Origin of the sequence: Pseudomonas sp. xss_2 (assembly GCF_043104195.1) — a bacterium.
GTDB classification, from domain to species: Bacteria; Pseudomonadota; Gammaproteobacteria; order Pseudomonadales; family Pseudomonadaceae; genus Aquipseudomonas; species Aquipseudomonas urmiensis.
Window position 1 is genome coordinate 1 of record NZ_JBICKL010000091.1, and the last position, 24,265, is coordinate 24,265.

Consider the following 24,265-nt stretch of genomic DNA (forward strand, 5'->3'; position numbering starts at 1 on the left):
GGGCTTGCCCCGCGATAGAGCCCTGACAATGAGCGATAGCTGAATTACGCACCATTACGGTGCGCAACCTTTCAAAAACGCCTCTTATCAGTGCGTCGAAGCCCGCCCATCTCTGAATAAATGCCCCTAAACGCCTGCTTTTGTCCCGCCCTCGCCATTTTTGGGCACTGGCATGCAATTTGCTCCCTTGTGAGGCAGGTAAGCTTGGCCGACTATGCGCGCCCGGCGACACCCTTTTTCCAGGGCAGCGGCCCACCGCGCTCTAGACCATCCGGAGGACAACATGTCGAAGTCGGTTCAGCTCATCAAAGATCATGACGTCAAGTGGATTGATCTGCGTTTCACGGACACCAAAGGCAAGCAGCAACACGTCACCATGCCAGCTCGCGATGCGCTGGATGATGAGTTCTTCGAAGCTGGCAAGATGTTCGATGGCTCCTCCATCGAAGGTTGGAAAGGCATCGAAGCCTCCGACATGATCCTGCTGCCGGATGACAGCACCGCCGTGCTGGACCCGTTCACCGAAGAGCCGACCCTGATCCTGGTCTGCGACGTGATCGAGCCGTCCACCATGCAAGGCTACGACCGCGACCCACGCGCTATCGCCCGTCGCGCCGAAGAGTACCTGAAGACCACCGGTATCGGTGACACCGTCTTCGTCGGTCCAGAGCCTGAGTTCTTCATCTTCGACGACGTCAAGTTCAAGTCCGACATCTCCGGTTCGATGTTCAAGATCTTCTCCGAGCAAGGCTCGTGGATGACCGACCAGGACGTCGAAGGCGGCAACAAAGGCCACCGTCCAGGCGTCAAAGGCGGCTACTTCCCGCTGCCGCCGGTCGACCACGACCACGAAATCCGCACCGCAATGTGCAACGCCCTGGAAGAAATGGGCCAGGTCGTCGAAGTTCACCACCACGAAGTGGCAACTGCCGGCCAGAACGAAATCGGCGTCAAGTTCAACACCCTGGTAGCCAAGGCTGACGAAGTTCAGACCCTGAAGTACTGCGTGCACAACGTTGCCGACGCCTACGGCCGCACCGCGACCTTCATGCCTAAGCCACTGTACGGTGACAACGGCTCGGGCATGCACGTGCACATGTCGATCGCCAAAGAAGGCAAGAACACCTTCGCTGGTGAAGGCTATGCCGGCCTGTCGGAAACCGCCCTGTACTTCATCGGCGGCATCATCAAGCACGGTAAAGCCCTGAACGGCTTCACCAACCCGGCTACCAACTCCTACAAGCGTCTGGTACCAGGCTTCGAAGCTCCGGTCATGCTGGCCTACTCGGCCCGTAACCGTTCGGCTTCGATCCGTATCCCTTACGTTTCCAGCCCGAAAGCCCGCCGCATCGAAGCGCGCTTCCCGGACCCAGCTGCCAACCCATACCTGTGCTTCGCCGCACTGCTGATGGCTGGCCTGGACGGCATCCAGAACAAGATCCACCCAGGCGATGCCGCCGACAAGAACCTGTACGACCTGCCGCCTGAAGAGGCCAAGGAAATCCCACAGGTTTGCGGTAGCCTGAAAGAAGCCCTGGAAGAGCTGGACAAGGGCCGTGCGTTCCTGACCAAGGGCGGCGTGTTCTCCGACGACTTCATCGATGCCTACATCGAACTGAAGTCGGAAGAAGAAATCCGCGTTCGCACCTTCGTCCACCCGCTGGAATACGATCTGTACTACAGCGTCTGATGCAAGCGGCGCCTGGCGCCGCAATCATCACCAAGAAACGGCCTCCTTCGCGAGGCCGTTTCTGTTTTCAGGGGCACATTTTTCGGAAGTGTCTGACTGCCGCTATTTCAGACTGACTGCACACTTCGAGGCTCCACTGCCACAGGAGACTCATCATGCGCCTTGCCTCATTTGCGCTGTGCTGCGCACTCGCCCTCACTGGCTGCAGTGCCGAGCCAGTCGATCCCGCCCTGTCCCGATTACTCGACAACATCGAACGCCGGCTGGCGATTGCCGAAGCCGTGGCCCTGCACAAGTGGGACCGCCAGCAACCGGTCCAGGCCACTGCCCGCGAGCAATCGGTGCTCGACGCCGTGCGCCGCTCAGCCCCTGCCCATCAACTCAGCGCAGAACACGCCGAGGCGTTCTTCGCCGACCAGATGGAAGCCAACAAGCTGCTGCAATACGCCTTGTTGTCGCAATGGCGACTGGATGGCGAAGCCCCTGACCTGCCGCGCCAAGACCTGCAAAGCAAGATTCGCCCACGCCTGGATGTCCTGCAGGATGATCTGCTGCGCAACCTGGCGCGGTTCCGCCAGAGCCGTTCTGCCCATTGCCCGCAACAAGTCGCCGTGGCACTGCGACAGCGCGAGGGCGACTTCCTGCATCACCTGGCGATGATCCGCGCCACTGGCCAGCTGTGTGAATGAGCCAAGCGTCGCTATGCTCTATATTGGTGCATACAAAGTCTAAGTGCCCCGTGGTGCAGCCCAATTTGGGTCACGTGAAACGATAAACCACGATTTAAATCCCCCGAATGGCGCGGCCGCAGGTGTTTCTCGGGAAATTGCGCTTCTTTTCGGAGCCTTGGTTTGTTTCTTGCATTTTCAAGCCATCACACGGATCACCAGCGCGCCCGCCCTTGGCCCAGCCAACGGCGGCCCATGTGCCAAAAGAGGTCAACGACGCCCCATGACCATCAGCGATGCACAGCACCGTCTGCTTCTGGACAACCTGACCACCGCCACGCTGCTGCTCAATGCCGAGCTGCGCCTGGAGTACATGAACCCGGCTGCGGAAATGCTGCTGGCCGTCAGTGGCCAGCGCAGCCATGGCCAGTTCATCAGCGAGCTGTTCACCGAGTCGACTGAAGCGCTCAACTCGCTGCGCCAGGCGGTGGAACAAGCCCACCCGTTTACCAAGCGCGAAGCCCAACTGACCTCGTTGACCGGCCAGAGCATCACTGTCGACTACGCCGTCACGCCGATCCTGCATCAGGGCCAGACCCTGTTGCTGCTTGAAGTTCACCCGCGCGACCGACTGCTGCGCATCACTAAAGAAGAAGCCCAGCTGTCCAAGCAGGAAACCACCAAGATGCTGGTGCGTGGCCTGGCCCACGAGATCAAGAACCCGCTAGGCGGTATTCGCGGCGCGGCACAGTTGCTCGCGCGCGAACTGCCCGAGGATGGCCTGCGCGACTACACCAACGTGATCATCGAAGAGGCCGACCGCCTGCGCAACCTGGTCGATCGTATGCTCGGTTCGAACAAACTGCCGTCGCTTGCGATGACCAACGTGCATGAAGTGCTGGAGCGGGTGTGCAGCCTGGTCGAGGCCGAGAGCCAGGGCGGCATCACTTTGGTGCGCGATTACGACCCGAGCCTGCCGGACGTGCTGATCGACCGCGAACAGATGATCCAGGCCGTCCTCAATATCGTGCGCAACGCCATGCAGGCGATCAGTGGCCAGAACGAGCTGCGCCTGGGTCGTATCACTCTGCGCAGCCGTGCGGTGCGCCAGTTCACCATCGGCCACATCCGTCATCGCCTGGTGGCTCGGGTCGAAATCACCGACAACGGCCCCGGCATCCCGGCGGAACTGCAAGACACCCTCTTCTATCCCATGGTCAGCGGACGCCCGGACGGCACCGGGCTCGGCCTGGCCATCACCCAGAACATCATCAGCCAGCACCAGGGCCTGATCGAATGTGAAAGCCACGCCGGCCACACCACCTTCTCGATCTTCCTGCCCCTGGAACAAGGAGCCACAGCCCAATGAGCCGCAGTGAAACCGTCTGGATCGTCGACGATGATCGCTCCATCCGCTGGGTCCTGGAAAAAGCCCTGCAACAAGAAGGCATGACCACCCAGAGCTTCGATAGCGCCGACGGCGTCATGGGCCGCCTGGCCCGGCAGCAGCCGGACGTGATCATCTCCGACATCCGCATGCCTGGTGCCAGTGGCCTGGACCTGTTGGCGCAGATCCGCGAACAGCATCCGCGCCTGCCGGTGATCATCATGACCGCCCATTCCGACCTAGACAGCGCCGTTGCTTCGTACCAGGGCGGCGCGTTCGAGTACCTGCCCAAGCCATTCGACGTGGACGAGGCGGTATCGCTGGTCAAGCGCGCCAATCAGCATGCCCAGGAGCAGCAAGGCCTGGACGTACCGGCAACCCTGACCCGCACCCCGGAGATCATCGGTGAAGCGCCGGCGATGCAGGAGGTGTTCCGCGCCATTGGCCGGCTCAGCCACTCCAACATCACCGTGCTGATCAACGGCGAGTCGGGCACCGGTAAAGAGCTGGTGGCCCACGCCCTGCACCGCCACAGCCCGCGCGCGGCGTCGCCGTTCATCGCCTTGAACATGGCGGCGATCCCCAAGGATTTGATGGAGTCCGAGTTGTTCGGTCACGAGAAGGGCGCCTTCACCGGCGCGGCCAACCTGCGCCGCGGCCGCTTCGAACAGGCCGACGGTGGCACCCTGTTCCTCGACGAAATCGGCGACATGCCCGCCGACACCCAGACCCGCCTGTTGCGGGTGCTGGCCGACGGCGAGTTTTACCGGGTTGGCGGCCATGTGCCGGTCAAGGTCGACGTGCGCATCATCGCCGCGACCCACCAGAATCTGGAAACCCTGGTGCAGGCCGGCAAGTTCCGGGAAGACTTGTTCCATCGCCTGAACGTCATCCGCATCCATATCCCGCGCCTGGCGGATCGCCGCGAAGATATTCCGACCTTGGCGCGACACTTCCTCGGGCGTGCGGCCCAGGAGTTGGCGGTCGAGCCCAAACTGCTCAAACCGGAGACCGAAGAGTTCATTCGCAACCTGCCGTGGCCAGGCAACGTGCGCCAGTTGGAGAACACCTGCCGCTGGATCACCGTAATGGCCTCCAGCCGCGAAGTGCTGATCGGCGACCTGCCGCCCGAGCTACTCAACCTGCCGCAGGATGCCGCGCCGGTGACCAACTGGGAGCAGGCGCTGCGTCAGTGGGCCGACCAGGCGCTGGCCCGGGGTCAGTCGAACCTGCTCGACAGCGCAGTGCCCAGTTTTGAACGGATCATGATCGAGACGGCGCTCAAGCATACGGCGGGGCGTCGGCGTGATGCTGCGGTGTTGCTGGGTTGGGGGCGCAATACCCTGACGCGCAAGATCAAGGAACTGGGGATGAAGGTCGATGGCGGGGATGATGATGAAGGCGATGAGCATTGATCTACGCTAGCCATTGACCGGCATCGCGCGGCAGCCCCTCCTCACGCGGGAGCGGGCTTGCTCCGCGATAGCATTGTTGCAGACACATCCTGCTCCAATCCTGCCTGGCAACGGTTCACATTGCGGCCTACCTTGAGAGCTCATCCTTCAAGGAGACCGACATGGATCGTCCCGCCTCCAACCGCCTGCGCCGAGGCCGCTTTTCAGAGCCCGGCCGTATCTACCTGCTGACCAGTACAACGAAGGACCGGCGGCCCATATTCGCCGATTTCGGTGCTGCCCGCTGCCTCCCCCCGCTCCTCCACCAAGCCGAAATTGAAAACGCCCTTCGCTCTCTTGCCTGGGTAATCATGCCCGATCACTTCCACTGGCTGATCGAACTGCGCGACAGCACGCTGTGTAGCTTGATGCGGCGATTCAAATCCAGAAGCCGTTGCTCGCTATACAAACAAGGCAAGGTAGAGGGACGGTTATGGCAGCCTGGCTACCATGACCGGGCACTGAGGCGCGATGAGGATGTGCGCGACTTTGCGCGCTATATCGTGTGCAATCCGCTGCGGGCAGGCCTGGCAGAGCGCCTTGGCGATTACCCTCATTGGGACGCTGTTTGGCTGTGAGGATGCGATGGCGGGGCAAGCCCGCTCCCACGTTAATGCTCGTTGTTACGGGCTGAACCGCCCTACCATACCCCGCAATTGCTGCTCCAACTGCCCCAACTCGCCTTGCGTCAGGTGTTGTAAGGCCAACGAGACTTTGCCTGGGAGCGTTTGCGTGGGAGGCCTTAACTTTGTCTGGAATCGAACTGTCTGCATGCACCGTTGCTGTGCTTCATGCACCTCGCAAAGGCACAAATCCCCTCAAACACTGGCCGAACTGTCTTGAAACGCAATGTTTCCGGGCTTTACGAAACTGGCACGACACCTGCAATAAGTACTGTATCTCCAGTTTCGGGGACCTCGGTACAGGCAGGCCGGGAATTCCCCTCTTTTATTCGTGCAGTTCGCTGCACACCCGAACGCCCAGCGTGCTCCCGGCCTATCGCCGCGCTGCACGCTCCAGTTCTGGGGACCTCGGTACAGGCAGGCCGGGAATCCCCTCTTTTATTCGTGCAGCCTCACCTGCACTCGCCAGCGTCCCGCGTCCTCTGCACCGACCCAGTCGCCCTGCAGAGGGCGCGCGGCGACCACCGTCAGCAGCAAGCCTTCCTCGCTCTTCTGCACCCGCCAACCCACTGGCTTACCCTGCAACGTCAGCTGCCCACGTTGGGATTTGCCCTGTGCTTCGAAGACCACTGCAACCGTGCCTTCGACATTCTCGCCATGCAGCTTGGGCTCTTCGTTAAACCACAGGTCCAGGCCGCCCTGCACCACTTCTATCTGCTCCAGCACGCGCTCTTCAGGGGTGGTCAGGCGGCCGATCATCAGCCCGACCATCACCCCGACGATGGCCAGGGAAAACATCACGCGCGGGAAGGCTTTCGAACGCAGGTCGGGTTCGGGGGTAGAATGCCCGTCATCTTCATGCTTGGAGCCGTGCATGTTTCACGTCATCCTTTTTCAACCAGAAATTCCGCCGAATACCGGCAATATCATCCGCCTGTGTGCCAACAGCGGCTGCGCCCTGCACCTGATCGAGCCGATCGGCTTCGAGCTGGACGACAAGCGCTTGCGCCGGGCCGGGCTGGATTACCATGAGTATGCCACGCTCAAGCGCCACCAGAGCCTGGCCGGATGCCTGGAAAGCCTCGGCCAGCCGCGCCTGTTCGCCTTCACCACCAAGGGCTCGCATCCGTTTCACGAGGTCGCCTACCAGCCAGGCGATGCGTTCTTGTTTGGGCCTGAAAGTCGCGGGTTGCCCGCCGAAGTGCTGGACAATTTGCCAGCTGAGCAGAAGCTGCGCCTGCCGATGCGGCCGGGCTGTCGCAGCTTGAACCTGTCCAATACCGTTGCAGTGACGGTCTACGAGGCGTGGCGTCAGCAAGGATTTGCCTGACGGCCATGAAAAAAGCGCCCCAAGGGGCGCTTTTCGTTTCTCGCAAGCAGTACTTACTGCAGCGACGGTGCTTCGCCAGCGGCCTGCATGCGCTCCATCTCTTGCGCATACAGGGCGTCGAAGTTGACCGGCGACAGCATCAGGGCCGGGAACGAACCACGGGTCACCAGGCTGTCCAGGGTTTCGCGCGCGTACGGGAACAGGATGTTCGGGCAGAACGCACCCAGGGTGTGGCTCATCGATGGCGCGTCGAGGTTCTTGATCAGGAAGATACCCGCCTGCTGAACTTCGGCAATGAACGCCACTTCGTCACCGTTCTTGACGGTTACCGACAGGGTCAGTACGACTTCGTGGAAGTCACCTTCCAGGGCTTTCTGACGGGTGTTCAGGTCCAGCGAAACAGCCGGTTCCCACTGCTGACGGAAGATCTGCGGGCTCTTTGGCGCTTCGAACGACAGGTCGCGCACATAGATGCGCTGCATGGAAAATTGTGGGGCGTTTTCGTCGGCGGCGGCGCCGTTATTTTGTTGGTCAGTCATGGCAGATCCTTTTCCTAATGGGGTTCTAAGCGGTGTGAATCAGGCCGCGAGAAGGCTGTCGAGCTTGCCCGCCCGCTCCAGGGCATAGAGGTCATCGCAACCACCGACATGGGTACTGCCGATCCAGATCTGCGGCACCGAGGTACGGCCGGCCTTCTGGCTCATTTCGGCGCGAACCTGTGGTTTGCCGTCGACCTTGATTTCCTCGAACGCCACGCCCTTGCTCTCGAGCAGGTACTTGGCGCGCATGCAGTAGGGGCAGTAGTCGCTGGAGTAAACGATGACGGGCTTCATATCACTTCACCAGGGGCAGGTTATCGGCTTTCCAGCTGGAAATGCCACCGCTGAGCTTGGCGGCGGTGTAACCAGCCTTGAGCAGTTCACGGCAATGGGTACCAGACTGCTGGCCCATGCTATCGACCACGATCAGGGTCTTGTCTTTGTGTTTTTCAAGCTCTGCCATGCGAGTGGCGAGCTTGTCTTGCGGGATGTTCAGCGCACCGACGATGTGCCCTGCCGAATATTCCTTGCTCGGGCGGATGTCGATCACCAGACCCTTGTCGGCATTGACCAGGGCGGTCAATTGGCCGTTGCTCAGGCTCTGCCCGCCGCGACGAATTTCATTGACCAGCAGCAGGATCAGCAGAACGAAGAAGATCGCCACCAGAATGAAGTGGTTTGTGGCAAAAGTGATCAGGTTAGCAACCATCAGGTGTGTTCCACGCGATTGAAAATGGCGGCCAGTATACACAGCCCCAAAGGCCCACCAAAGCCCGTAGGCCAGGCAGGCGAACAGCTTTCATTGCAGCTGGTCGGGACGATGGTCGGGCAGCACGATGAATTTTCGCCCCAGATGGCGTATTTGCCCTAAAATGCGTGTCTTTATCATCTTCTAGCAACCGTGAGTGGGATTGATGACGAGCACGCCTAAACCCCTGGTCCTGATCATCCTGGATGGTTTCGGTCACAGCGAAAGCCCCGAGTACAACGCCATCTTTGCAGCCAACACCCCGGTCTACGATCGCCTGCGGGCTACCCAGCCCAACGGCTTGATCTCCGGTTCTGGCATGGATGTCGGCTTGCCCGACGGCCAGATGGGCAACTCTGAGGTCGGTCACATGAACCTCGGTGCCGGGCGCGTGGTGTACCAGGACTTTACCCGGGTGACCAAGGCCATCCGTGACGGCGAGTTCTTCCACAACCCCGTGCTGACCGGTGCCGTGGACAAGGCCGCCAGCGCCGGCAAGGCGGTGCACATCCTCGGCCTGCTCTCCGACGGCGGCGTACACAGCCATCAGGACCACCTGGTCGCCATGGCCGAACTGGCCGCACAACGTGGCGCCGAGAAAATCTACCTGCACGCCTTCCTCGATGGTCGCGACACCCCGCCGCGCAGCGCCCAGTCGTCGATCGAACTGCTCGACGCGACCTTCGCCAAGTTGGGTAAAGGCCGAATCGCCAGCCTGATCGGCCGCTACTTCGCAATGGACCGTGACAACCGCTGGGACCGCGTCAGCGCCGCCTACAACCTGATCGTCGACTCGGTGGCCGATTACACTGCCGATACCGCCGTGGCAGGCCTTGAAGCCGCCTACGCACGCGACGAGAGCGATGAGTTCGTCAAAGCCACGCGCATTGGCGAAGCGGTCAAGGTTGAAGATGGCGATGCGGTGATCTTCATGAACTTCCGCGCCGACCGTGCCCGCGAGCTGTCGCGCGTGTTCGTCGAGCCGGACTTCAACGAATTCCCGCGTGCCCGCCTGCCCAAGCTTGCCGCCTACATCGGCCTGACCCAGTACTCGGCCAAGATTGCTGCCCCTGCGGCCTTTGCCCCAGCCAGCCTGGACAACGTACTGGGCGAGTACCTGGCGAAAAACGGCAAGACCCAGCTGCGTATCGCCGAGACCGAGAAATACGCCCACGTGACGTTCTTCTTCTCGGGCGGGCGTGAAGAGCCGTTCGAAGGCGAAGAGCGCATCCTGATCCCGTCGCCGAAGGTCGCCACTTACGACCTGCAGCCTGAAATGAACGCCCCTGAAGTGACCGACCGCATCGTCGAAGCCATCGAGCAGCAGCGCTTCGATGTCATCGTGGTCAACTACGCCAACGGCGACATGGTCGGCCATACCGGCGTGTTCGAGGCAGCGGTCAAGGCTGTCGAGGCGCTGGACACCTGCGTTGGGCGCATCGTCGAGGCACTGGACAAGGTTGGCGGCGAAGCGCTGATTACCGCCGACCACGGCAACGTTGAACAAATGGAAGACGAGTGCACCGGCCAGGCGCACACCGCTCATACCACCGAGCCGGTGCCGTTCATCTATGTTGGCAAGCGCAAGCTCAAGGTCCGCGAAGGCGGCGTGCTGGCGGACGTGGCGCCGACCATGCTGCAACTGCTGGGCCTGGAAAAGCCAGCAGAGATGACCGGAACCTCGATCCTGGTTGACTAATTCACCTGGGAGCGGGCTTGCCCCGCGATAGCGCCGGCAGGTTCACCCCGTGCTGAAGCTGCCGGCGCTATCGCGGGGCAAGCCCGCTCCCACGTTGCAGTTCCAGCCCACTGCCGCGATTACCAGCGCTTTCCAGACAAACGCCTCGCCGCAGATGCCGCGAGGCGTTTTTTTTGCAGGCCCAGGCGGGCATACTAGGCCAGTCTCCATCCCTGGTACGCCCAACCTCATGCTTCGCGCCCTGATTCTTCTCGCCCTGTCTTGCCTGCTCAGCCCGGCCTTCGCCGATGAGCGTGCGCAGACCCAGCAACAACTGGACGCCACCCGCCAGGACATCGCCGAGCTCAAGAAGATGCTGGGCAAGCTCCAGGAGGAAAAGTCCGGCGTGCAAAAAGACCTCAAGAGCACCGAGACCGACATCGGCGCGCTGGAAAAACAGGTGGAGGCGTTGCAGCAAGAACTAAAAAAGACCGAGGGCGAACTGGAGCGCCTTGATACCGAGAAAAAAAAACTCCAGTCCGCCCGCGTTGAACAACAACGCCTGATCGCCATTCAGGCCCGTTCGGCCTACCAGAACAATGGCCGCGAGGAATACCTCAAGCTGCTGCTCAACCAGCAGAACCCTGAGAAATTCGCCCGCACCCTGACGTACTACGATTACCTGAGCAAGGCGCGCCTGGAGCAACTGCGCACCTTCAACGAAACCCTGCGCCAGCTGGCCAATGTCGAACAGGACATCGCCAGCCAACAGGCGCAACTGCTGGCCCAGCGCGGCAATCTCGACAGCCGCCGCCAAGAACTCGAAGCCGAGCGCAGCAAGCGCCAGCAGGTGCTGGCCAAGCTCAACAGCGACCTGAAAGCGCGCGACCAGAAGCTGCAAGCCCGCGAGCAGGATCAAGCCGAGCTGGGCAAAGTCCTCAAGACCATCGAGGAAACCCTTGCTCGTCAGGCCCGCGAAGCCGAGGAGGCGCGCCAGAAGGCCTTGCTCGCTCAGCAGGAGGCTGAGAAGCGTCGCCAGCAAGAAGCCCTGGCCGCTCGCCAAGCGCCAGAGCCGCCGAAGAAAAAGGCCCTGACCACCCTCGGCCCACTGGTTTCTGGTGATGGCGCCAACTACGGCGGCGCATTTTCTGCCGCTCGGGGAAAACTTCCATGGCCAGTCAATGGTCGACTACTGGCACGCTTCGGCGATGCACGCGGTGGCGATGCCCGAGCCAAATGGGATGGCGTGATGATCAGCGCCGCCACCGGCACCCAAGTGCGCGCTGTGCACGGCGGTAGAGTGGTATTTGCCGACTGGTTGCGCGGCGCTGGACTTCTGGTCATTCTCGACCATGGTAATGGTTACCTGAGCCTGTACGGCCACAACCAGAGCCTGCTCAAGAGCGCCGGTGACGTAGTCAAGGCCGGCGAAGCCATCTCCACCGTGGGTGACAGCGGTGGCCAGGATAGCGCAGGCTTGTACTTCGCCATTCGCCAGCAGGGCCGCCCCAGCGACCCCGCGCAATGGTGCCGTGGCTAGGCATTTTATTTTTACGGTGGCTGCACCGTGGCTCCTGCGGGAGCGCCAACAGGATCAGGAGTTCGTTCGACATGCTGCACTCGCCTCGCCTCACCCAACTGGCCCTGACCATCGCCCTGGCGATCGGCGCGCCCCTGGCCGTTGCCGCCGAGCCGGCCAAGCCAGCCGCGGTGCCAGCGCCGGTGCCTGCCACCGAGGTGACGGCCAAGTCGCCGCTGCCGCTTGAGGAGCTGCGCACCTTTGCCGAGGTCATGGACCGGATCAAGGCGGCCTATGTCGAGCCGGTGGACGACAAGACCCTGTTGGAAAATGCCATCAAGGGCATGCTCAGCAACCTCGACCCACACTCCGCCTACCTCGGCCCTGAAGACTTCCAGGAGCTGCAGGAAAGCACCAGCGGCGAATTCGGCGGTTTGGGCATCGAAGTCGGCATGGAAGACGGCTTCGTCAAAGTCGTCTCGCCGATCGACGACACCCCGGCCTCCCGCGCAGGCATCGAGGCGGGCGATCTGATCGTCAAGATCAACGGCGCGCCAACCCGCGGCCAGACCATGACCGAAGCGGTCGACAAGATGCGCGGCAAGATCGGCGAAAAAATCACCCTGACCCTGGTTCGCGATGGTGGTACGCCGTTCGACGTCACCCTCGCCCGCGCGGTCATCCAGGTCAAGAGCGTCAAGAGCCAGCTGCTCGAGAACGACTACGGCTACATCCGCATCACCCAGTTCCAGGTCAAGACCGGCGATGAAGTCGGCAAGGCCCTGGCCAAGATGCGCAAGGACAACGGCAAGAAGCTGCGCGGTGTGGTCCTGGACCTGCGCAACAACCCAGGCGGCGTGCTGCAGTCGGCGGTCGAAGTGGCCGACCACTTCCTCACCAAGGGCCTGATCGTCTACACCAAGGGCCGTATCGCCAACTCCGAACTGCGCTTCTCGGCCAACGCCGCCGACGCCAGCGAAGGTGTGCCGTTGGTGGTGCTGATCAACGGTGGCAGCGCCTCGGCCTCGGAGATCGTCGCCGGCGCCCTGCAAGACCAGAAGCGCGCCGTGCTGATGGGCACCGACAGCTTCGGCAAAGGCTCGGTTCAGACCGTGCTGCCGCTGGCCAATGACCGCGCCCTGAAGCTCACCACCGCCCTGTACTTCACCCCTAACGGCCGCTCGATCCAGGCCCAGGGCATCGTTCCGGACATCGAAGTGCGCCCAGCCAAGCTGACCGCCGAAGCCGATACCGAGAACTTCAAGGAAGCCGACCTGCAAGGCCACCTGGGCAACGGCAACGGCGGCGCCGACCGCCCGACCGGAAGCAGCAAACGCAAGGATCGCCCACAGGATGATGACTTCCAGCTGAGCCAGGCCCTGAGCCTGCTCAAAGGCCTGAACATCACCAAGGGCGATTGATCCTCTCGATGCGTTATCTGCTGTTTACGCTGTTCTGGCTGCTGGCTGGCACCGCCCATGCGGCGCCAGCCAAGGCTTATATGAGCATCATCATCGACGACCTGGGCCAGAACACCGAGCGCGACAATCGCACGCTCGCCCTGCCTGGGCCGGTCACCATGGCGATCATGCCCGACACGCCGCATGCCATCGATTTCGCCCGTCAGGCGCACAAGGCCGGCAAGACGGTCATCCTGCACATGCCGATGGATCCGGCCACCGGCCCCTACGCCTGGCACCCCGATATCCCTTTGCCGGAACTCGCTAGCCGGCTCAACGCCGCCCTGGCGAAGGTGCCCCACGCTGCCGGCATCAACAATCACATGGGCAGCCGCATGACCGCCCAGCGCACGCCAATGACCTGGTTAATGGCTGAGTTGCAGCAGCGTCACCTGTTCTTCGTCGACAGCCGCACCAGTGCCGCCACGGTCGCCGCCGCCGAAGCTCAGGCGATCGGCCTGGCGCATGTGTCGCGGGATGTGTTCCTGGATGATGTGCGCACCACAGAAGCGATCACCGCCCAGCTCCAGGTGGGTATTGCCCAGGCCCGCAAGCAGGGCTCGGCGGTACTGATCGGCCACCCCTATCCACAGACGCTGGAGGTTCTGCAACGGGAAATTCCGCGCCTGAAGAGCCAGGGCGTCGAGCTGATCGAGCTTTCACAGATGATTGCCGAGCGTGGTAACCAGGCCATGCCCGGACATGGCAAAAACGGCCGCTACAGCAACCGCTGACTATCTGTCAGATCTATCTACCGCTTGCCGCCCAGGCAGTTGAAAACAATGGAACTCCAAACATTACGGAGACTTCCATGTTCAAGCGCCACCCTTTCTGCCTGGGCGCAGCCCTGATCAGCCTGGCCATAACGGCCAGCGCCGAAGATACCGTCCAGCCTTCGGCCCCCACCCCTGAGCTGCTGACCAATGCCCACGGTGAGCGTCGCCAATGGACCGGCATTGGCCGCCTGACCCGGCCAGGCGGTAGCCAATGCATTGCCAGCCTGATCGACAGCCGCGCGCCCGGAATGGCCGCATCAGGCCCCGCCTACCTGGTCACCGCGGGGCATTGCGTGGACAAACGCAACGGCGTGATCGGCCATGACACTGAGATCGAAGGCAGCATCAGCTTCAACTTCTTCGTAGACACCCAGGACCAGCGCCACACCTTCGCCCTCAAACGCACGGTGTGGAGCAGCATGCAGGGCCTCGATCTGGCCCTATTGGAGCTGGACGCGAGTCTCAGCCAGGTCATGGCGCACGGCATTGTGCCGTTAGCGCTAGCCGCAGATTCTCCCCCTGGCGCAAACGTGCATGTCATCGGCGAGTCATCCGCCAATGAGCTTGGCTTGCGCCTGACAACCTGCAGCCAGGCCACTACCGACTTCGTGATCGCAGCCCCGTGGGTATGGCGCAACATCTACAGCAACGACTGCCTAGGCCTGGGACCCGGCTCCTCCGGCAGCCCAGTGATCGATGTGCAAAGTGGCCGCCTGCTCAGCGTGCTCAACAGCGTTTCTGAACCGATAAGCGGCAAAGTTGCCCCTTGTTCACTGAGCAGCCCCTGCCAAGTGCCGGTTCAAACCGATAAACCCGCGTTGACGACGGGCTTTTCCATACCACTGGGCCGCTTGCAAGGGTGTTTCGCTCAAGGCTTTGCCAATCTGTCACTGGACAGTTGCCAACTGCTGCCGGGCTTTGAGTTGATCGTCGAAAAAAATCCCCGATCGCTCACCAAGATCGCGACCGATGCAGAGGGTAACGAGCGTCTACCCAGGTGGGGCCTTAGCTTTTCCCTGAATACGCCACGCTACCGATACAAAACCGTGCGCAACCCGCTCGCCTGTGAAAACCCTGAGGGCTACAGCGGCACTATCGCTGCTGAGCAAAATCACATTGACGAGCCCATCGGTCCAGAACCAGGCTGGCACTTCCTCTGCCTGATCGGCGTGGACTCAGCCGAGCACAAGCCCTCCCCGGCCTTGATGGGCAATAGCCTGAGCCTAGCGACCCAGCTGCTTCCCGCAGCTCCCGTGCCAGACCCCGACATGACCGTCACAGCGCTGCCCAATGGCAATGTACAAGTCAGTTGGCGCACCGCACCGCCGCACCTGACCCTGTACCGGGTAAAGCGCGGGCCACCTGCGACGACTGACTGCCAGGATCCCGCTGGCTTTCGTCACCTGCGCCATAAGCGCTATGAGTTCAAGGCCCAGCAACTACCACTGACGCTGTGCACGGTCAGTGAAGACTTGATAGAGCAACGCTCTGCAGTACGCACCGATCTGTTACAACCAGCGGCTTCAGGGAAAAAATGAGCGGCGCAACGAGAAAGGGCCCTGTTCTCACGAACAGGGCCCTTCTCTTTTGCTTCAACCGTTGTCAGCTATAGACACGGCCAAGCAACTGGCGATGGCTCTCGAACTGATCGAGCACATCACGCACCACCTGCTCCGGGGTAAAGCCCATCAGGTCGTACTCCTGGCTGCCGTCGTGCAGGTACACCTCGGCGCGGTAGAAACGCTGACGGACTTCCGGCTCACCTTCGACCGGTGCCTCGCTCGGCGCGGCCATGTAGCCGTCCAGGCTCACTTCATAGACGAATGGATTACCCTCTTCCATCATCACCCGCAGGCCCATCATGTTGCGCGACTGGCCCACTCGGGTTTCGACCTCGAAGCCCAGGGTGCGCAACTGTGCGGCGGCATCCTTGAGCGCAGGGCTGACCTGCTTGTCCATGAAGCGCTGAACCACGGCCTGAGTCGGCTGCAGGTCCATCGCACTGAGGCGCTCGCTGAAACCGCGACGACCACGGGCGGCCAGTTCGGCACGCTCCTGCTCAAGCTGCGAATCCTGCTTCATGGCCTTGTACAGGCCAAACATGAACAGCACCAACACCACCGAGAACGGCAGCCCGGCCAGTACCACCATGGTCTGCATCGCCGCGAAGTTACCCGCGAACAGCAAACCGATGGTGACCAGGGTAATCACCACCGACCAGAACACCACCATCCAATGCGGCGCGTCTTCGTCGACCTGGCCACCTTTGCACGACAGGTTGGCCATCATCACCGCGCCGGAGTCGGCTGGGGTGAGGAACAGCACGAAGCCCACGAACACCGCTACACCAATGACGATCTTGGCCGCTGGGAAATACTCCAGCAGCTGGTAGATCGACATCGACGGCTGCTCCAATGCGGTTTTGCCCAACTCCACGGCGCCATGGTTCATCACCAGGTCCAGCGCAGTGTTGCCGAAGATCGACAGCCAGGCCAGGGTGAAGCCCAGCGGGATCAACAGCACGCCCGCGACCAGCTCACGCACGGTGCGGCCTTTGGAAATACGGGCAATGAACATGCCGACGAATGGGCCCCAGGAGATCCACCAGGCCCAGTAGAACACGGTCCACAGGCCCAACCAGCGCTCGGACTTGCCGGCCTCGCCTTCATAGACGTAGAGGTCGAAGGTCTTGAGCACGATGCCGTTGAGGTAGTCGCCAATGTTCTGCACGAAGCCGTTGAGCAGGTGCAGGGTGTCACCCGCCAGCAGGACAAAGATCAACAGGCCGCTGAACAGCAGGATGTTCAGGTTGGACAGACGGCGGATGCCATTTTCCACACCGGAAACCGCCGCCACCGTGGCGACCGTGGCCATGACCAGGATCACGATCAGCAGGTTGGTCTTGCTGTGGTCCATGCCGAACAGGTATTCCAGGCCCGAGGCCACCTGCATCGAGCCGATACCCAGGTTGGTCACCAGGCCCAGCAGGGTCACGAACATACCGAAGATGTCCACTGCGTGACCGGCGCCACCCTTGACCCAACGCTCGCCCATCAATGGGTACAGCGCCGAGCGCAATGCCAGCGGCTGGTTGTGGCGGTAGGCGAAGTAACCCACGGCCAGGCCGACCAGGGCGTAGATCGCCCAGCCATGCAGGCCCCAGTGCAGGAAGGTCAGTTGCAGGCCCTGGCGCGCAGCCTCGGCGCTGGCCGAAGGTCCTTCAGGCGGATTGAAGTAGTGGTCCAGCGGCTCGGAGGCGCCAAAGTACAGCAGCGAGATACCGATACCGGAGGAGAACAACATGCCAGCCCAGGCGCCGTAGCTGAAGTCAGGCTGGTCATCCTTGCCGCCAAGCTTGAGCTTGCCGAAATTGGAGAAGGCCAGGACCACCACGAATACCAGGTATCCGCCGATCACCAGCATGTAGTACCAGCCGAAAGTGCGGGTCAGCCAAGTCTGGGCGACGTTGAGAGCTTCACCGGCTTTTTCCGGTACAGCGATAAGCAAGGCAGTCAACACAAGGATCAGCAGCGCGGAGGTGATGAACACCACGTTGTTGACCCGGACCCTCTCGGCGGGGGGTTTGGTTAGGGAGGCAGAACTCATTGCACGAATGCTCCGGGGAGTGCGGCTGTGGAGGCTAATCAGTCATTTCCCGCGCAATTGGTGCAATAGCCCTACTGCGTCAGGTGTTATAAAAGCACCTTGGAAACCGTGATCCCGAATCGAAACGTTGCAAAAAACCAGACAGATGGCCTGTGTGCGAGCCGCCTCCCATGCCTGGGTGCGCGCATTAGCCACAGCTCATCTCGCCCGCTCCAAGGGCCTGTCGCACGGTCAGTGACCGTTCGGCAGAATCTGTCATTCGCATCGCTCTAGCCCGTCAACGCCTTGTATTCCGGGGGTTACACGATTTCCTGGGGTGACAATCAGTGCCGCTTGAAACAGCTGAAAAACTGTCAATGGCACAAATTGTCGCAGAGCTTATTCTTTATTGATTGAACGTTCAATCAAAACAAAATAGACTGGCCTTCGCCGAGGCAGCCGCTTGTCGTCTGCCCGCAGGCCTGAGGAGAAAGCAAGATGCCCAAGGTCGGTATGCAACCCATCCGCCGCCAGCAGTTGATCGAAGCCACCCTGCAGGCGGTCGATCAGGTCGGACTGGGGGACGCCAGCATTGCGCTTATTGCCCGTTTGGCCGGGGTGTCGAATGGCATCATCAGTCACTACTTTCGGGACAAGAACGGCCTGATCGCAGCGACGATGCGTTACATCATGAACATGCTCAACGAAGGCGTAAGAGCACGTCGCCAGGCCCTGACGGACGACAGCCCGCGCGCTCACCTGAAGGTGATCATCGAGGGCAACTTCGATGCCAGCCAGGTGAACGGCCCGGCAATGAAAACCTGGTTGGCCTTCTGGGCTTCCAGCATGCACCAACCGGATTTGCACAGGTTGCAGCGGATCAACGATCACCGCTTGTATTCCAACCTGTGCTGTCAGTTCCGCCGCGCCCTGCCGCTCTACCATGCGCGTAAGGCAGCCCGCGGGCTGGCAGCGCTGATCGACGGCCTTTGGCTGCGTGGCGCTCTGTCGGGAGATGCATTCGACACCGAGCAGGCAATACGAATTGCCTACGAATACATGGATCTACAACTGGCTAAGCAGCACACCCTGGCCACAACCGACCAGGCCGCTGAACAAGCGCGCACGGCACTTGCCCACCCGGCAGGAGCGTGACGCGCAAAGCCAACCACACACTGCACTTGCGAGGACACTATGGCCCGTTTCGGAACGCAAAAACTCTACATCGATGGTGGTTATGTCGACGCTGGCTCTGACGCCACCTTCGAAGCCATCAACCCGGCTACCGGCGAAGTCCTCGCCCACGTGCAGCGTGCTACCCAGGCTGACGTCGAAAAAGCCGTCGAAAGCGCCGAGCGTGGCCAGAAAGTCTGGGCGGCGATGACCGCCATGCAGCGTTCGCGCATCCTGCGTCGCGCCGTCGACATCCTGCGCGAGCGCAATGACGAGCTGGCCCAGCTGGAAACCCTGGACACCGGCAAGTCGTACTCGGAAACCCGCTACGTCGACATCGTCACCGGCGCCGACGTGCTGGAATACTACGCAGGCTTGGTACCGGCCATCGAAGGCGAGCAGATCCCCCTGCGTGAAAGCTCCTTCGTCTACACCCGTCGCGAGCCGCTGGGCGTCACCGTCGGTATCGGCGCGTGGAACTACCCGATCCAGATCGCCCTGTGGAAATCCGCTCCAGCCCTGGCCGCTGGCAACGCGATGATCTTCAAGCCGTCGGAAGTCACCTCGCTGACCACCCTGAAACTGGCTGAAATCTACACCGAAGCTGGCCTGCCAAACGGCGTCTTCAACGTTCTGACCGGCAGCGGTCGCGAAGTCGGCACCTGGCTGACCGAGCACCCGCGCATCGAGAAAGTTTCCTTCACCGGCGGCACCACCACCGGCAAAAAAGTCATGGCCAGCGCTTCGAGCTCCTCGCTCAAGGAAGTGACCATGGAACTGGGCGGTAAATCGCCGCTGATCATCTGCGCCGACGCCGACCTGGACAAGGCAGCCGACATCGCCATGATGGCCAACTTCTACAGCTCCGGTCAGGTCTGCACCAACGGCACTCGGGTGTTCATCCCTGCCGCGATGAAAGCCGCCTTCGAAGCCAAGATCGCCGAGCGCGTTGCGCGCATCCGTGTCGGCAACCCAGAAGACGAGAACACCAACTTCGGCCCGCTGGTCAGCTTCCAGCACATGGAAAGCGTGCTGGGTTACATCGCCAAGGGTAAAGAAGAAGGTGCCCGCGTCCTGTGCGGCGGCGAGCGTCTGACCGAAGGTGATTTCGCCAAGGGCGCATTCGTTGCCCCAACCGTGTTCACCGACTGCACCGACGACATGACCATCGTCAAAGAAGAGATCTTCGGCCCAGTGATGAGCATCCTCTCCTACGAGAGCGAAGAAGAAGTCATCCGCCGCGCCAACGACACCGAGTACGGCCTGGCCGCTGGCGTATGCACCAACGACATCAGCCGCGCCCACCGTATCATCCACCAGCTTGAAGCTGGCATCTGCTGGATCAACGCCTGGGGTGAGTCGCCAGCTGAAATGCCAGTGGGCGGCTACAAGCAGTCGGGCGTTGGCCGTGAAAACGGCGTCAGCTCGCTGGCCCAGTACACCCGCATCAAGTCGGTCCAGGTTGAGCTGGGCGGCTACTCGTCGGTCTTCTGACCAACCGTTTCCAGCTGCTAGCTTCAAGCTGCAAGAAAGAGCCGGTCGGCGTCATGCCACCGGCCCTTGCAGGCCTCATCCATTCGCGAGCTTTGCACAACTGCTTTTCTTGCAGCTTGTAGCTTGAAGCTTGCCGCTCAAATGGGAGAAACCCATGGAATACGATTACATCATCGTCGGCGCAGGTTCGGCTGGTAACACGATCGCCACCCGCCTGACCGAAGACGCCAACGTCAGCGTACTGCTGCTCGAAGCCGGCGGTCCGGACTACCGCTTCGACTTCCGCACCCAGATGCCAGCCGCCCTGGCCTTCCCGCTGCAGGGCCGCCGCTACAACTGGGCCTACGAGACCGATCCAGAGCCACACATGGACGGCCGCCGCATGGAATGTGGCCGCGGCAAGGGCCTGGGTGGCTCCTCGCTGATCAACGGCATGTGCTACATCCGTGGCAACGCCCTGGACTTCGACGGCTGGGCCAAGTTGCCAGGGCTGGAAGACTGGACTTACCTGGACTGCCTGCCGTACTTCCGCAAAGCGGAAACCCGTGACATCGGCCCGAACGATTACCACGGCGGCGAAGGCCCGGTCAGCGTCACCACGCCTAAAGCCGGCAACAACCCGCTGTTCCACGCCATGGTCGAAGCCGGCGTGCAGGCCGGCTACCCGCGCACTGAAGACCTCAACGGCTACCAGCAGGAAGGTTTCGGTCCGATGGACCGTACCGTGACCAAGAAAGGCCGTCGCGCCAGCACCGCTCGCGGTTACCTGGACCAGGCCAAGAAGCGTCCGAACCTGACCATCGTCACCCACGCCCTGTCTGACCGCATCCTGTTCGACGGCAAGCGCGCCGTGGGCGTGACCTACCTGGTCGGCGACAGCGAAGAGCGCGTCGAAGCGCGTGCCCGCAAGGAAGTCATCGTCAGCTCCGGCGCCATCGCTTCGCCGCAACTGCTGCAACGCTCCGGCGTCGGCCCCCGCGCCCTGCTGGAAAGCCTCGACGTACCGGTGGTGCACGACCTGCCGGGCGTCGGCGAGAACCTGCAAGACCACCTGGAGCTGTACCTGCAGTACGCCTGCACCCAGCCGGTCTCGCTGTATCCGTCGCTGCTGTGGTGGAACCAGCCGGCCATTGGCGCCGAGTGGTTGTTCAATGGCACTGGCATCGGCGCCAGCAACCAGTTCGAGGCCGGTGGTTTCATCCGTACTCGTCCTGAGTTCGAGTGGCCGAACATCCAGTACCACTTCCTGCCGGTAGCGATTAACTACAACGGTTCCAATGGCGTGAAGGAACACGGCTTCCAGGCGCACATGGGCTCGATGCGTTCGCCAAGCCGCGGCCGTATCCAGCTCAAGTCCAAGGACCCGCGCCAGCACCCGAGCATCCTGTTCAACTACATGGCCACCGAGCAGGACTGGCAGGAATTCCGCGACGGCATCCGCCTGACCCGCGAGATCATGGCCCAGCCAGCGCTGGACCCGTACCGTGGTCGCGAGATCAGCCCGGGTGAGCATGTGCAAACCGACGAAGAGCTGGACAAGTTCATCCGTGAGCACGCCGAGACCGCGTTCCACCCATCCTGCTCGTGCAAGATGGGCAGCGACGAGATGGCGGTGGTCGACAACGAAGGCCGCGTGCATGGCATGCAAGGCCTGCGCGTGGTCGATGCCTCGATCATGCCGATCATCATCACCGGCAACCTCAACGCCACCACGATCATGATCGCCGAGAAAATCTCCGACAAGATCCGTGGTCGCAAGCCACTGCCGCGCAGCACGGCCAAGTACTACGTGGCTAATGGTGCACCGGTCAAAGGCAAGCCGATGCGTGAAGTCAAGCAAGGCTGATTTGCGTGTTATCCGCTTTGGGGCTGCTACGCAGCCCCAAGCTTCATCATGAGCACACGCTCAGGTTGGGATAGGGAAAAACCGCCGCATCAACGAGTCATCATCTGTCCCCAGTCGCCGCGCCAACACCTCCCGATCAAACACCTCCCCCGTACGCATCTCATACACCCTCGCCCCGGCCGGCACCTGACCCAATCCCTTCAGCCGCACCTCCATGAACCGATGGTTCGCCCCCTGCACAGCGGTCACTTTCTCGACCTGGAGATAACGCCCCGGCAGCATCAACGACTCGACCTCATCCGGCCGTCGCGAGAACGGCGCCACAGGTGTAGCCTCAACAAACACGCCTGGTTCCAGCACATACACCACCGCATGGTCATCAAATACCGTCTTGCCGCTAACCTGCGCCTGTGGGTTGTTGAACACTTCCCAAAGCGCGTAGGGGTTCTCGGTGAACGAGGTGAAATCGGTGGTCACCAGCACATCACCCACCCCTACCCCACCCTCGCGAAACACCGACGTGCCGGTACCGCGTAATACCGACGCTGCCCGGTACAGCGTTAACTGATTGTTCACCCCAATCTGGCCCAGCGCATGCGCCAGGTCGTGGCTTCGCTGAACACTGACGCTGCGCCTGCCCTCGAGCGGCAAGCCACGCCAGAGGTTGTTGTAGCGCTCCGGTGAGCTGGTGTATTCGGCGATGGCTGCCGAACCATAGCCATACTCGTCGCGGTACACCGGATAGGGCTCGCTGAAGGCATCCAGGTATTCGCCACTAGTACCCAATACATCCAGATCAGCCCAGGGCACTGCGCCCATCAGCGACTCTTGACGCGCCAGAGCGCGATCGGAATACGCCAGAAGCTCATCTGCTGCGGGCAGCATGTAACGCTCCCAGTCAGGCCCGGAAACGGCCAGTTCGCTCTGCGCGCCGATCCGCAGCGGTTGCCGCGCACCGGCAAACAACTCGCCACTGCGCATCATCGCCGCGTCCAACAAGATGAACAGGATATCCAGCACCACTGCCGACCACGCCGCTGTGCGCCAGGCCGACTTACCATTGATGGCGCGATCCAGATGCAAGCCAAGACTGCCCACGCCAAGCCCCAGCGAAGTCAGCACCACCGGCCATCCAAACGGCGCCATGGGTGCGATGATCAGGCTGGTAGCCTGCAACCCGGCCAGCCAATCCGCCTTGCGCAGTTCGGCATTACTGGTCAGGCGCTCATGGGCGTTGTTGACCAGTTGCGCCATGGCTTGCTCGCGCAAGCGTACGAACAGATCGCCAGTGATGGCCTGCCCGGCGATGCCGATATCGCCCCGCGCTTGTGCCAACAACTTCAAGTAGTTGCGCAGGCGCGGCCGCAGTGATTGCGCCAGGACATCACCGCCGATGAAGTAGCCGATCAAATGCTCACGGCCCACGGACGTGCCCGCCTGTTCGCTCAACCACGCCTGCAGTGCGTGTCGATCATCGAACACCCGTAGCGAATCCTGCTCATCCGCCAGGTACAGGCAGCGCCTGCCCGTGCCGAGCGTTCGCTGGAACAGGGTCCGGGCGGCGATGCCGCCAATGCTCAAGGCACTCCAGCCGCTCTGCGCCGAGGCCGCACAGCTGCGACGCAGCGCCTGCACAGTGATTGGCACAGTGGCTATAACGAGGCTCGCTGCCAGCACCTCGGCGCGCTCCGCCTCGGTAAGCGCCGACCGTTCAAGCGCGGCCAGAAACCGCGCCCGGGCCAGCACACAGAAGTCCTCACTGTGTTGCGCCTGAAAAGCTTGCAGCAGCTGCGTGTAGCGATCAGAGAAGTTCATCTGCCAGAACATATCCAGCACCGCTTGGGGCGCCAGGCGAACTTCGTTGCGCTCGTCATATTCGCCATGGCTGGCATCCACCCGATAGAAACCGCCATAGACAGACAGCTGGTCAGCGTCGGTTTGCTGCGCCGGACTGAATCGCTGCATCACCAGCTCAGTTAACGTCAGCGAGCGCCGCGGCGGCCCCCGATGACGCCAGCCGGTGTAACTCAGCGAGCTGCTGGCGGCCGATTCGAACTCATGCCAATAGAGCGTGTCAGGATCGAGCCAGTACCCCAGCAGGCGCTGCAGCACGTGGCCGGCAGCCTGCCGGGCAAGGCCATGCAAATCAGGAAATCGACCCAGGAAACGCTGGGCAATGTGTTCAAGTGTCTGGTTGTTGCCGCTACTCATGGTGCTCTGCCTAAGTGAAGGTGGAGCAGCACTTCAGCTCAAGTCGCCTGCCGCCATGCGGTAACGCTTTACAGCCCGCGCCGG

Annotated in this window: 20 protein-coding genes; 14 read left to right on the plus strand and 6 right to left on the minus strand. The window is 61.7% G+C overall.

Annotated features, from left to right (window positions below):
• Nucleotides 1-283: 283 nt before the first annotated feature.
• The 5 genes from glnA (at nt 284) to ACF8K2_RS23095 (ending at nt 5,777) form a co-directional block, all read left to right on the plus strand.
• Nucleotides 284-1,690 (plus strand): glutamate--ammonia ligase, encoded by a 1,407-nt coding sequence (gene glnA / locus ACF8K2_RS23075; protein WP_186557617.1) that lies wholly within the window; start codon nt 284-286, stop codon nt 1,688-1,690.
• Nucleotides 1,691-1,845: 155 nt separating this feature from the next.
• The gene (locus ACF8K2_RS23080; protein WP_392467827.1) at nt 1,846-2,379 is read left to right on the plus strand and encodes a chorismate mutase; all 534 of its coding nucleotides are present in this window, start codon (nt 1,846-1,848) and stop codon (nt 2,377-2,379) included.
• 262 nt (nt 2,380-2,641) lie between these two features.
• The gene (glnL, locus tag ACF8K2_RS23085; RefSeq protein WP_186557615.1) at nt 2,642-3,727 is read left to right on the plus strand and encodes a nitrogen regulation protein NR(II); all 1,086 of its coding nucleotides are present in this window, start codon (nt 2,642-2,644) and stop codon (nt 3,725-3,727) included.
• Nucleotides 3,724-5,160 (plus strand): nitrogen regulation protein NR(I), encoded by a 1,437-nt coding sequence (gene ntrC / locus ACF8K2_RS23090; protein WP_186557614.1) that lies wholly within the window; start codon nt 3,724-3,726, stop codon nt 5,158-5,160. Before glnL ends, ntrC begins: the two co-directional genes overlap by 4 nt.
• 161 nt (nt 5,161-5,321) lie before the next feature.
• The gene (locus tag ACF8K2_RS23095; protein WP_392467830.1) at nt 5,322-5,777 is read left to right on the plus strand and encodes a transposase; all 456 of its coding nucleotides are present in this window, start codon (nt 5,322-5,324) and stop codon (nt 5,775-5,777) included.
• A gap of 483 nt (nt 5,778-6,260) precedes the next feature.
• On the opposite strand, the gene ACF8K2_RS23100 is transcribed toward ACF8K2_RS23095, so the two are convergent.
• Entirely contained in the window at nt 6,261-6,698 is a 438-nt protein-coding gene (locus tag ACF8K2_RS23100; RefSeq protein ID WP_186557612.1) for a hypothetical protein, read from the minus strand.
• Here ACF8K2_RS23100 and trmL point away from each other — a divergent pair.
• Entirely contained in the window at nt 6,697-7,152 is a 456-nt protein-coding gene (gene trmL, locus ACF8K2_RS23105) for a tRNA (uridine(34)/cytosine(34)/5-carboxymethylaminomethyluridine(34)-2'-O)-methyltransferase TrmL (RefSeq protein ID WP_186557611.1), read from the plus strand. The two genes, ACF8K2_RS23100 and trmL, sit on opposite strands and share 2 nt — an antisense overlap.
• A gap of 53 nt (nt 7,153-7,205) precedes the next feature.
• On the opposite strand, the gene secB is transcribed toward trmL, so the two are convergent.
• Genes secB through ACF8K2_RS23120 form a run of 3 tightly spaced genes read right to left on the minus strand, consistent with a single transcriptional unit; the run spans nt 7,206 to nt 8,400 of the window.
• On the minus strand, nt 7,206-7,691 hold the full coding sequence (secB, locus tag ACF8K2_RS23110; protein ID WP_186557610.1) for a protein-export chaperone SecB: 486 nt from the start codon (nt 7,689-7,691) through the stop codon (nt 7,206-7,208).
• A 39-nt stretch (nt 7,692-7,730) separates the two neighbouring features.
• Entirely contained in the window at nt 7,731-7,985 is a 255-nt protein-coding gene (gene grxC / locus ACF8K2_RS23115; RefSeq protein WP_186557609.1) for a glutaredoxin 3, read from the minus strand.
• 1 nt (nt 7,986) lies between these two features.
• Entirely contained in the window at nt 7,987-8,400 is a 414-nt protein-coding gene (locus ACF8K2_RS23120) for a rhodanese-like domain-containing protein (protein WP_186557608.1), read from the minus strand.
• A 205-nt stretch (nt 8,401-8,605) separates the two neighbouring features.
• Between ACF8K2_RS23120 and gpmI the strand changes: the two genes are divergently transcribed.
• The 5 genes from gpmI to ACF8K2_RS23145 all read left to right on the plus strand — a co-directional run bounded on the left by gpmI (nt 8,606) and on the right by ACF8K2_RS23145 (nt 15,410).
• Complete coding sequence (gene gpmI, locus ACF8K2_RS23125) at nt 8,606-10,138, plus strand: 2,3-bisphosphoglycerate-independent phosphoglycerate mutase (protein ID WP_186557607.1); 1,533 nt, start codon at nt 8,606-8,608, stop codon at nt 10,136-10,138.
• A gap of 229 nt (nt 10,139-10,367) precedes the next feature.
• Nucleotides 10,368-11,657 (plus strand): murein hydrolase activator EnvC family protein, encoded by a 1,290-nt coding sequence (locus tag ACF8K2_RS23130; protein ID WP_392467835.1) that lies wholly within the window; start codon nt 10,368-10,370, stop codon nt 11,655-11,657.
• A 71-nt stretch (nt 11,658-11,728) separates the two neighbouring features.
• A complete protein-coding gene (locus ACF8K2_RS23135; RefSeq protein ID WP_186556607.1) occupies nt 11,729-13,057 on the plus strand; it encodes a S41 family peptidase in 1,329 nt (442 codons plus the stop codon).
• Nucleotides 13,058-13,065: 8 nt separating this feature from the next.
• Nucleotides 13,066-13,830 carry a divergent polysaccharide deacetylase family protein gene (locus ACF8K2_RS23140; protein WP_392467838.1) on the plus strand — a complete coding sequence of 255 codons (765 nt, stop codon included), beginning with the start codon at nt 13,066-13,068 and terminating at the stop codon, nt 13,828-13,830.
• A gap of 77 nt (nt 13,831-13,907) precedes the next feature.
• Entirely contained in the window at nt 13,908-15,410 is a 1,503-nt protein-coding gene (locus ACF8K2_RS23145) for a trypsin-like peptidase domain-containing protein (RefSeq protein WP_392467840.1), read from the plus strand.
• Nucleotides 15,411-15,474: 64 nt separating this feature from the next.
• Here ACF8K2_RS23145 and ACF8K2_RS23150 read toward each other — a convergent pair whose 3' ends face one another.
• Nucleotides 15,475-17,478: a BCCT family transporter gene (locus ACF8K2_RS23150; RefSeq protein ID WP_392467842.1), complete on the minus strand. Its 2,004-nt coding sequence runs from the start codon at nt 17,476-17,478 to the stop codon at nt 15,475-15,477.
• Nucleotides 17,479-17,955: 477 nt separating this feature from the next.
• Here ACF8K2_RS23150 and betI point away from each other — a divergent pair, with 477 nt between their 5' ends.
• The 3 genes from betI (at nt 17,956) to betA (ending at nt 21,970) form a co-directional block, all read left to right on the plus strand.
• A complete protein-coding gene (gene betI, locus ACF8K2_RS23155; protein WP_186556604.1) occupies nt 17,956-18,612 on the plus strand; it encodes a transcriptional regulator BetI in 657 nt (218 codons plus the stop codon).
• 39 nt (nt 18,613-18,651) lie between these two features.
• Nucleotides 18,652-20,124: a betaine-aldehyde dehydrogenase gene (gene betB, locus ACF8K2_RS23160; protein ID WP_264235642.1), complete on the plus strand. Its 1,473-nt coding sequence runs from the start codon at nt 18,652-18,654 to the stop codon at nt 20,122-20,124.
• 154 nt (nt 20,125-20,278) lie between these two features.
• Complete coding sequence (gene betA / locus ACF8K2_RS23165) at nt 20,279-21,970, plus strand: choline dehydrogenase (protein ID WP_392467844.1); 1,692 nt, start codon at nt 20,279-20,281, stop codon at nt 21,968-21,970.
• Between the two features lie 60 nt (nt 21,971-22,030).
• On the opposite strand, the gene ACF8K2_RS23170 is transcribed toward betA, so the two are convergent.
• Complete coding sequence (locus ACF8K2_RS23170; RefSeq protein WP_392467846.1) at nt 22,031-24,181, minus strand: dermonecrotic toxin domain-containing protein; 2,151 nt, start codon at nt 24,179-24,181, stop codon at nt 22,031-22,033.
• Between the last annotated feature and the right edge of the window lie 84 nt (nt 24,182-24,265).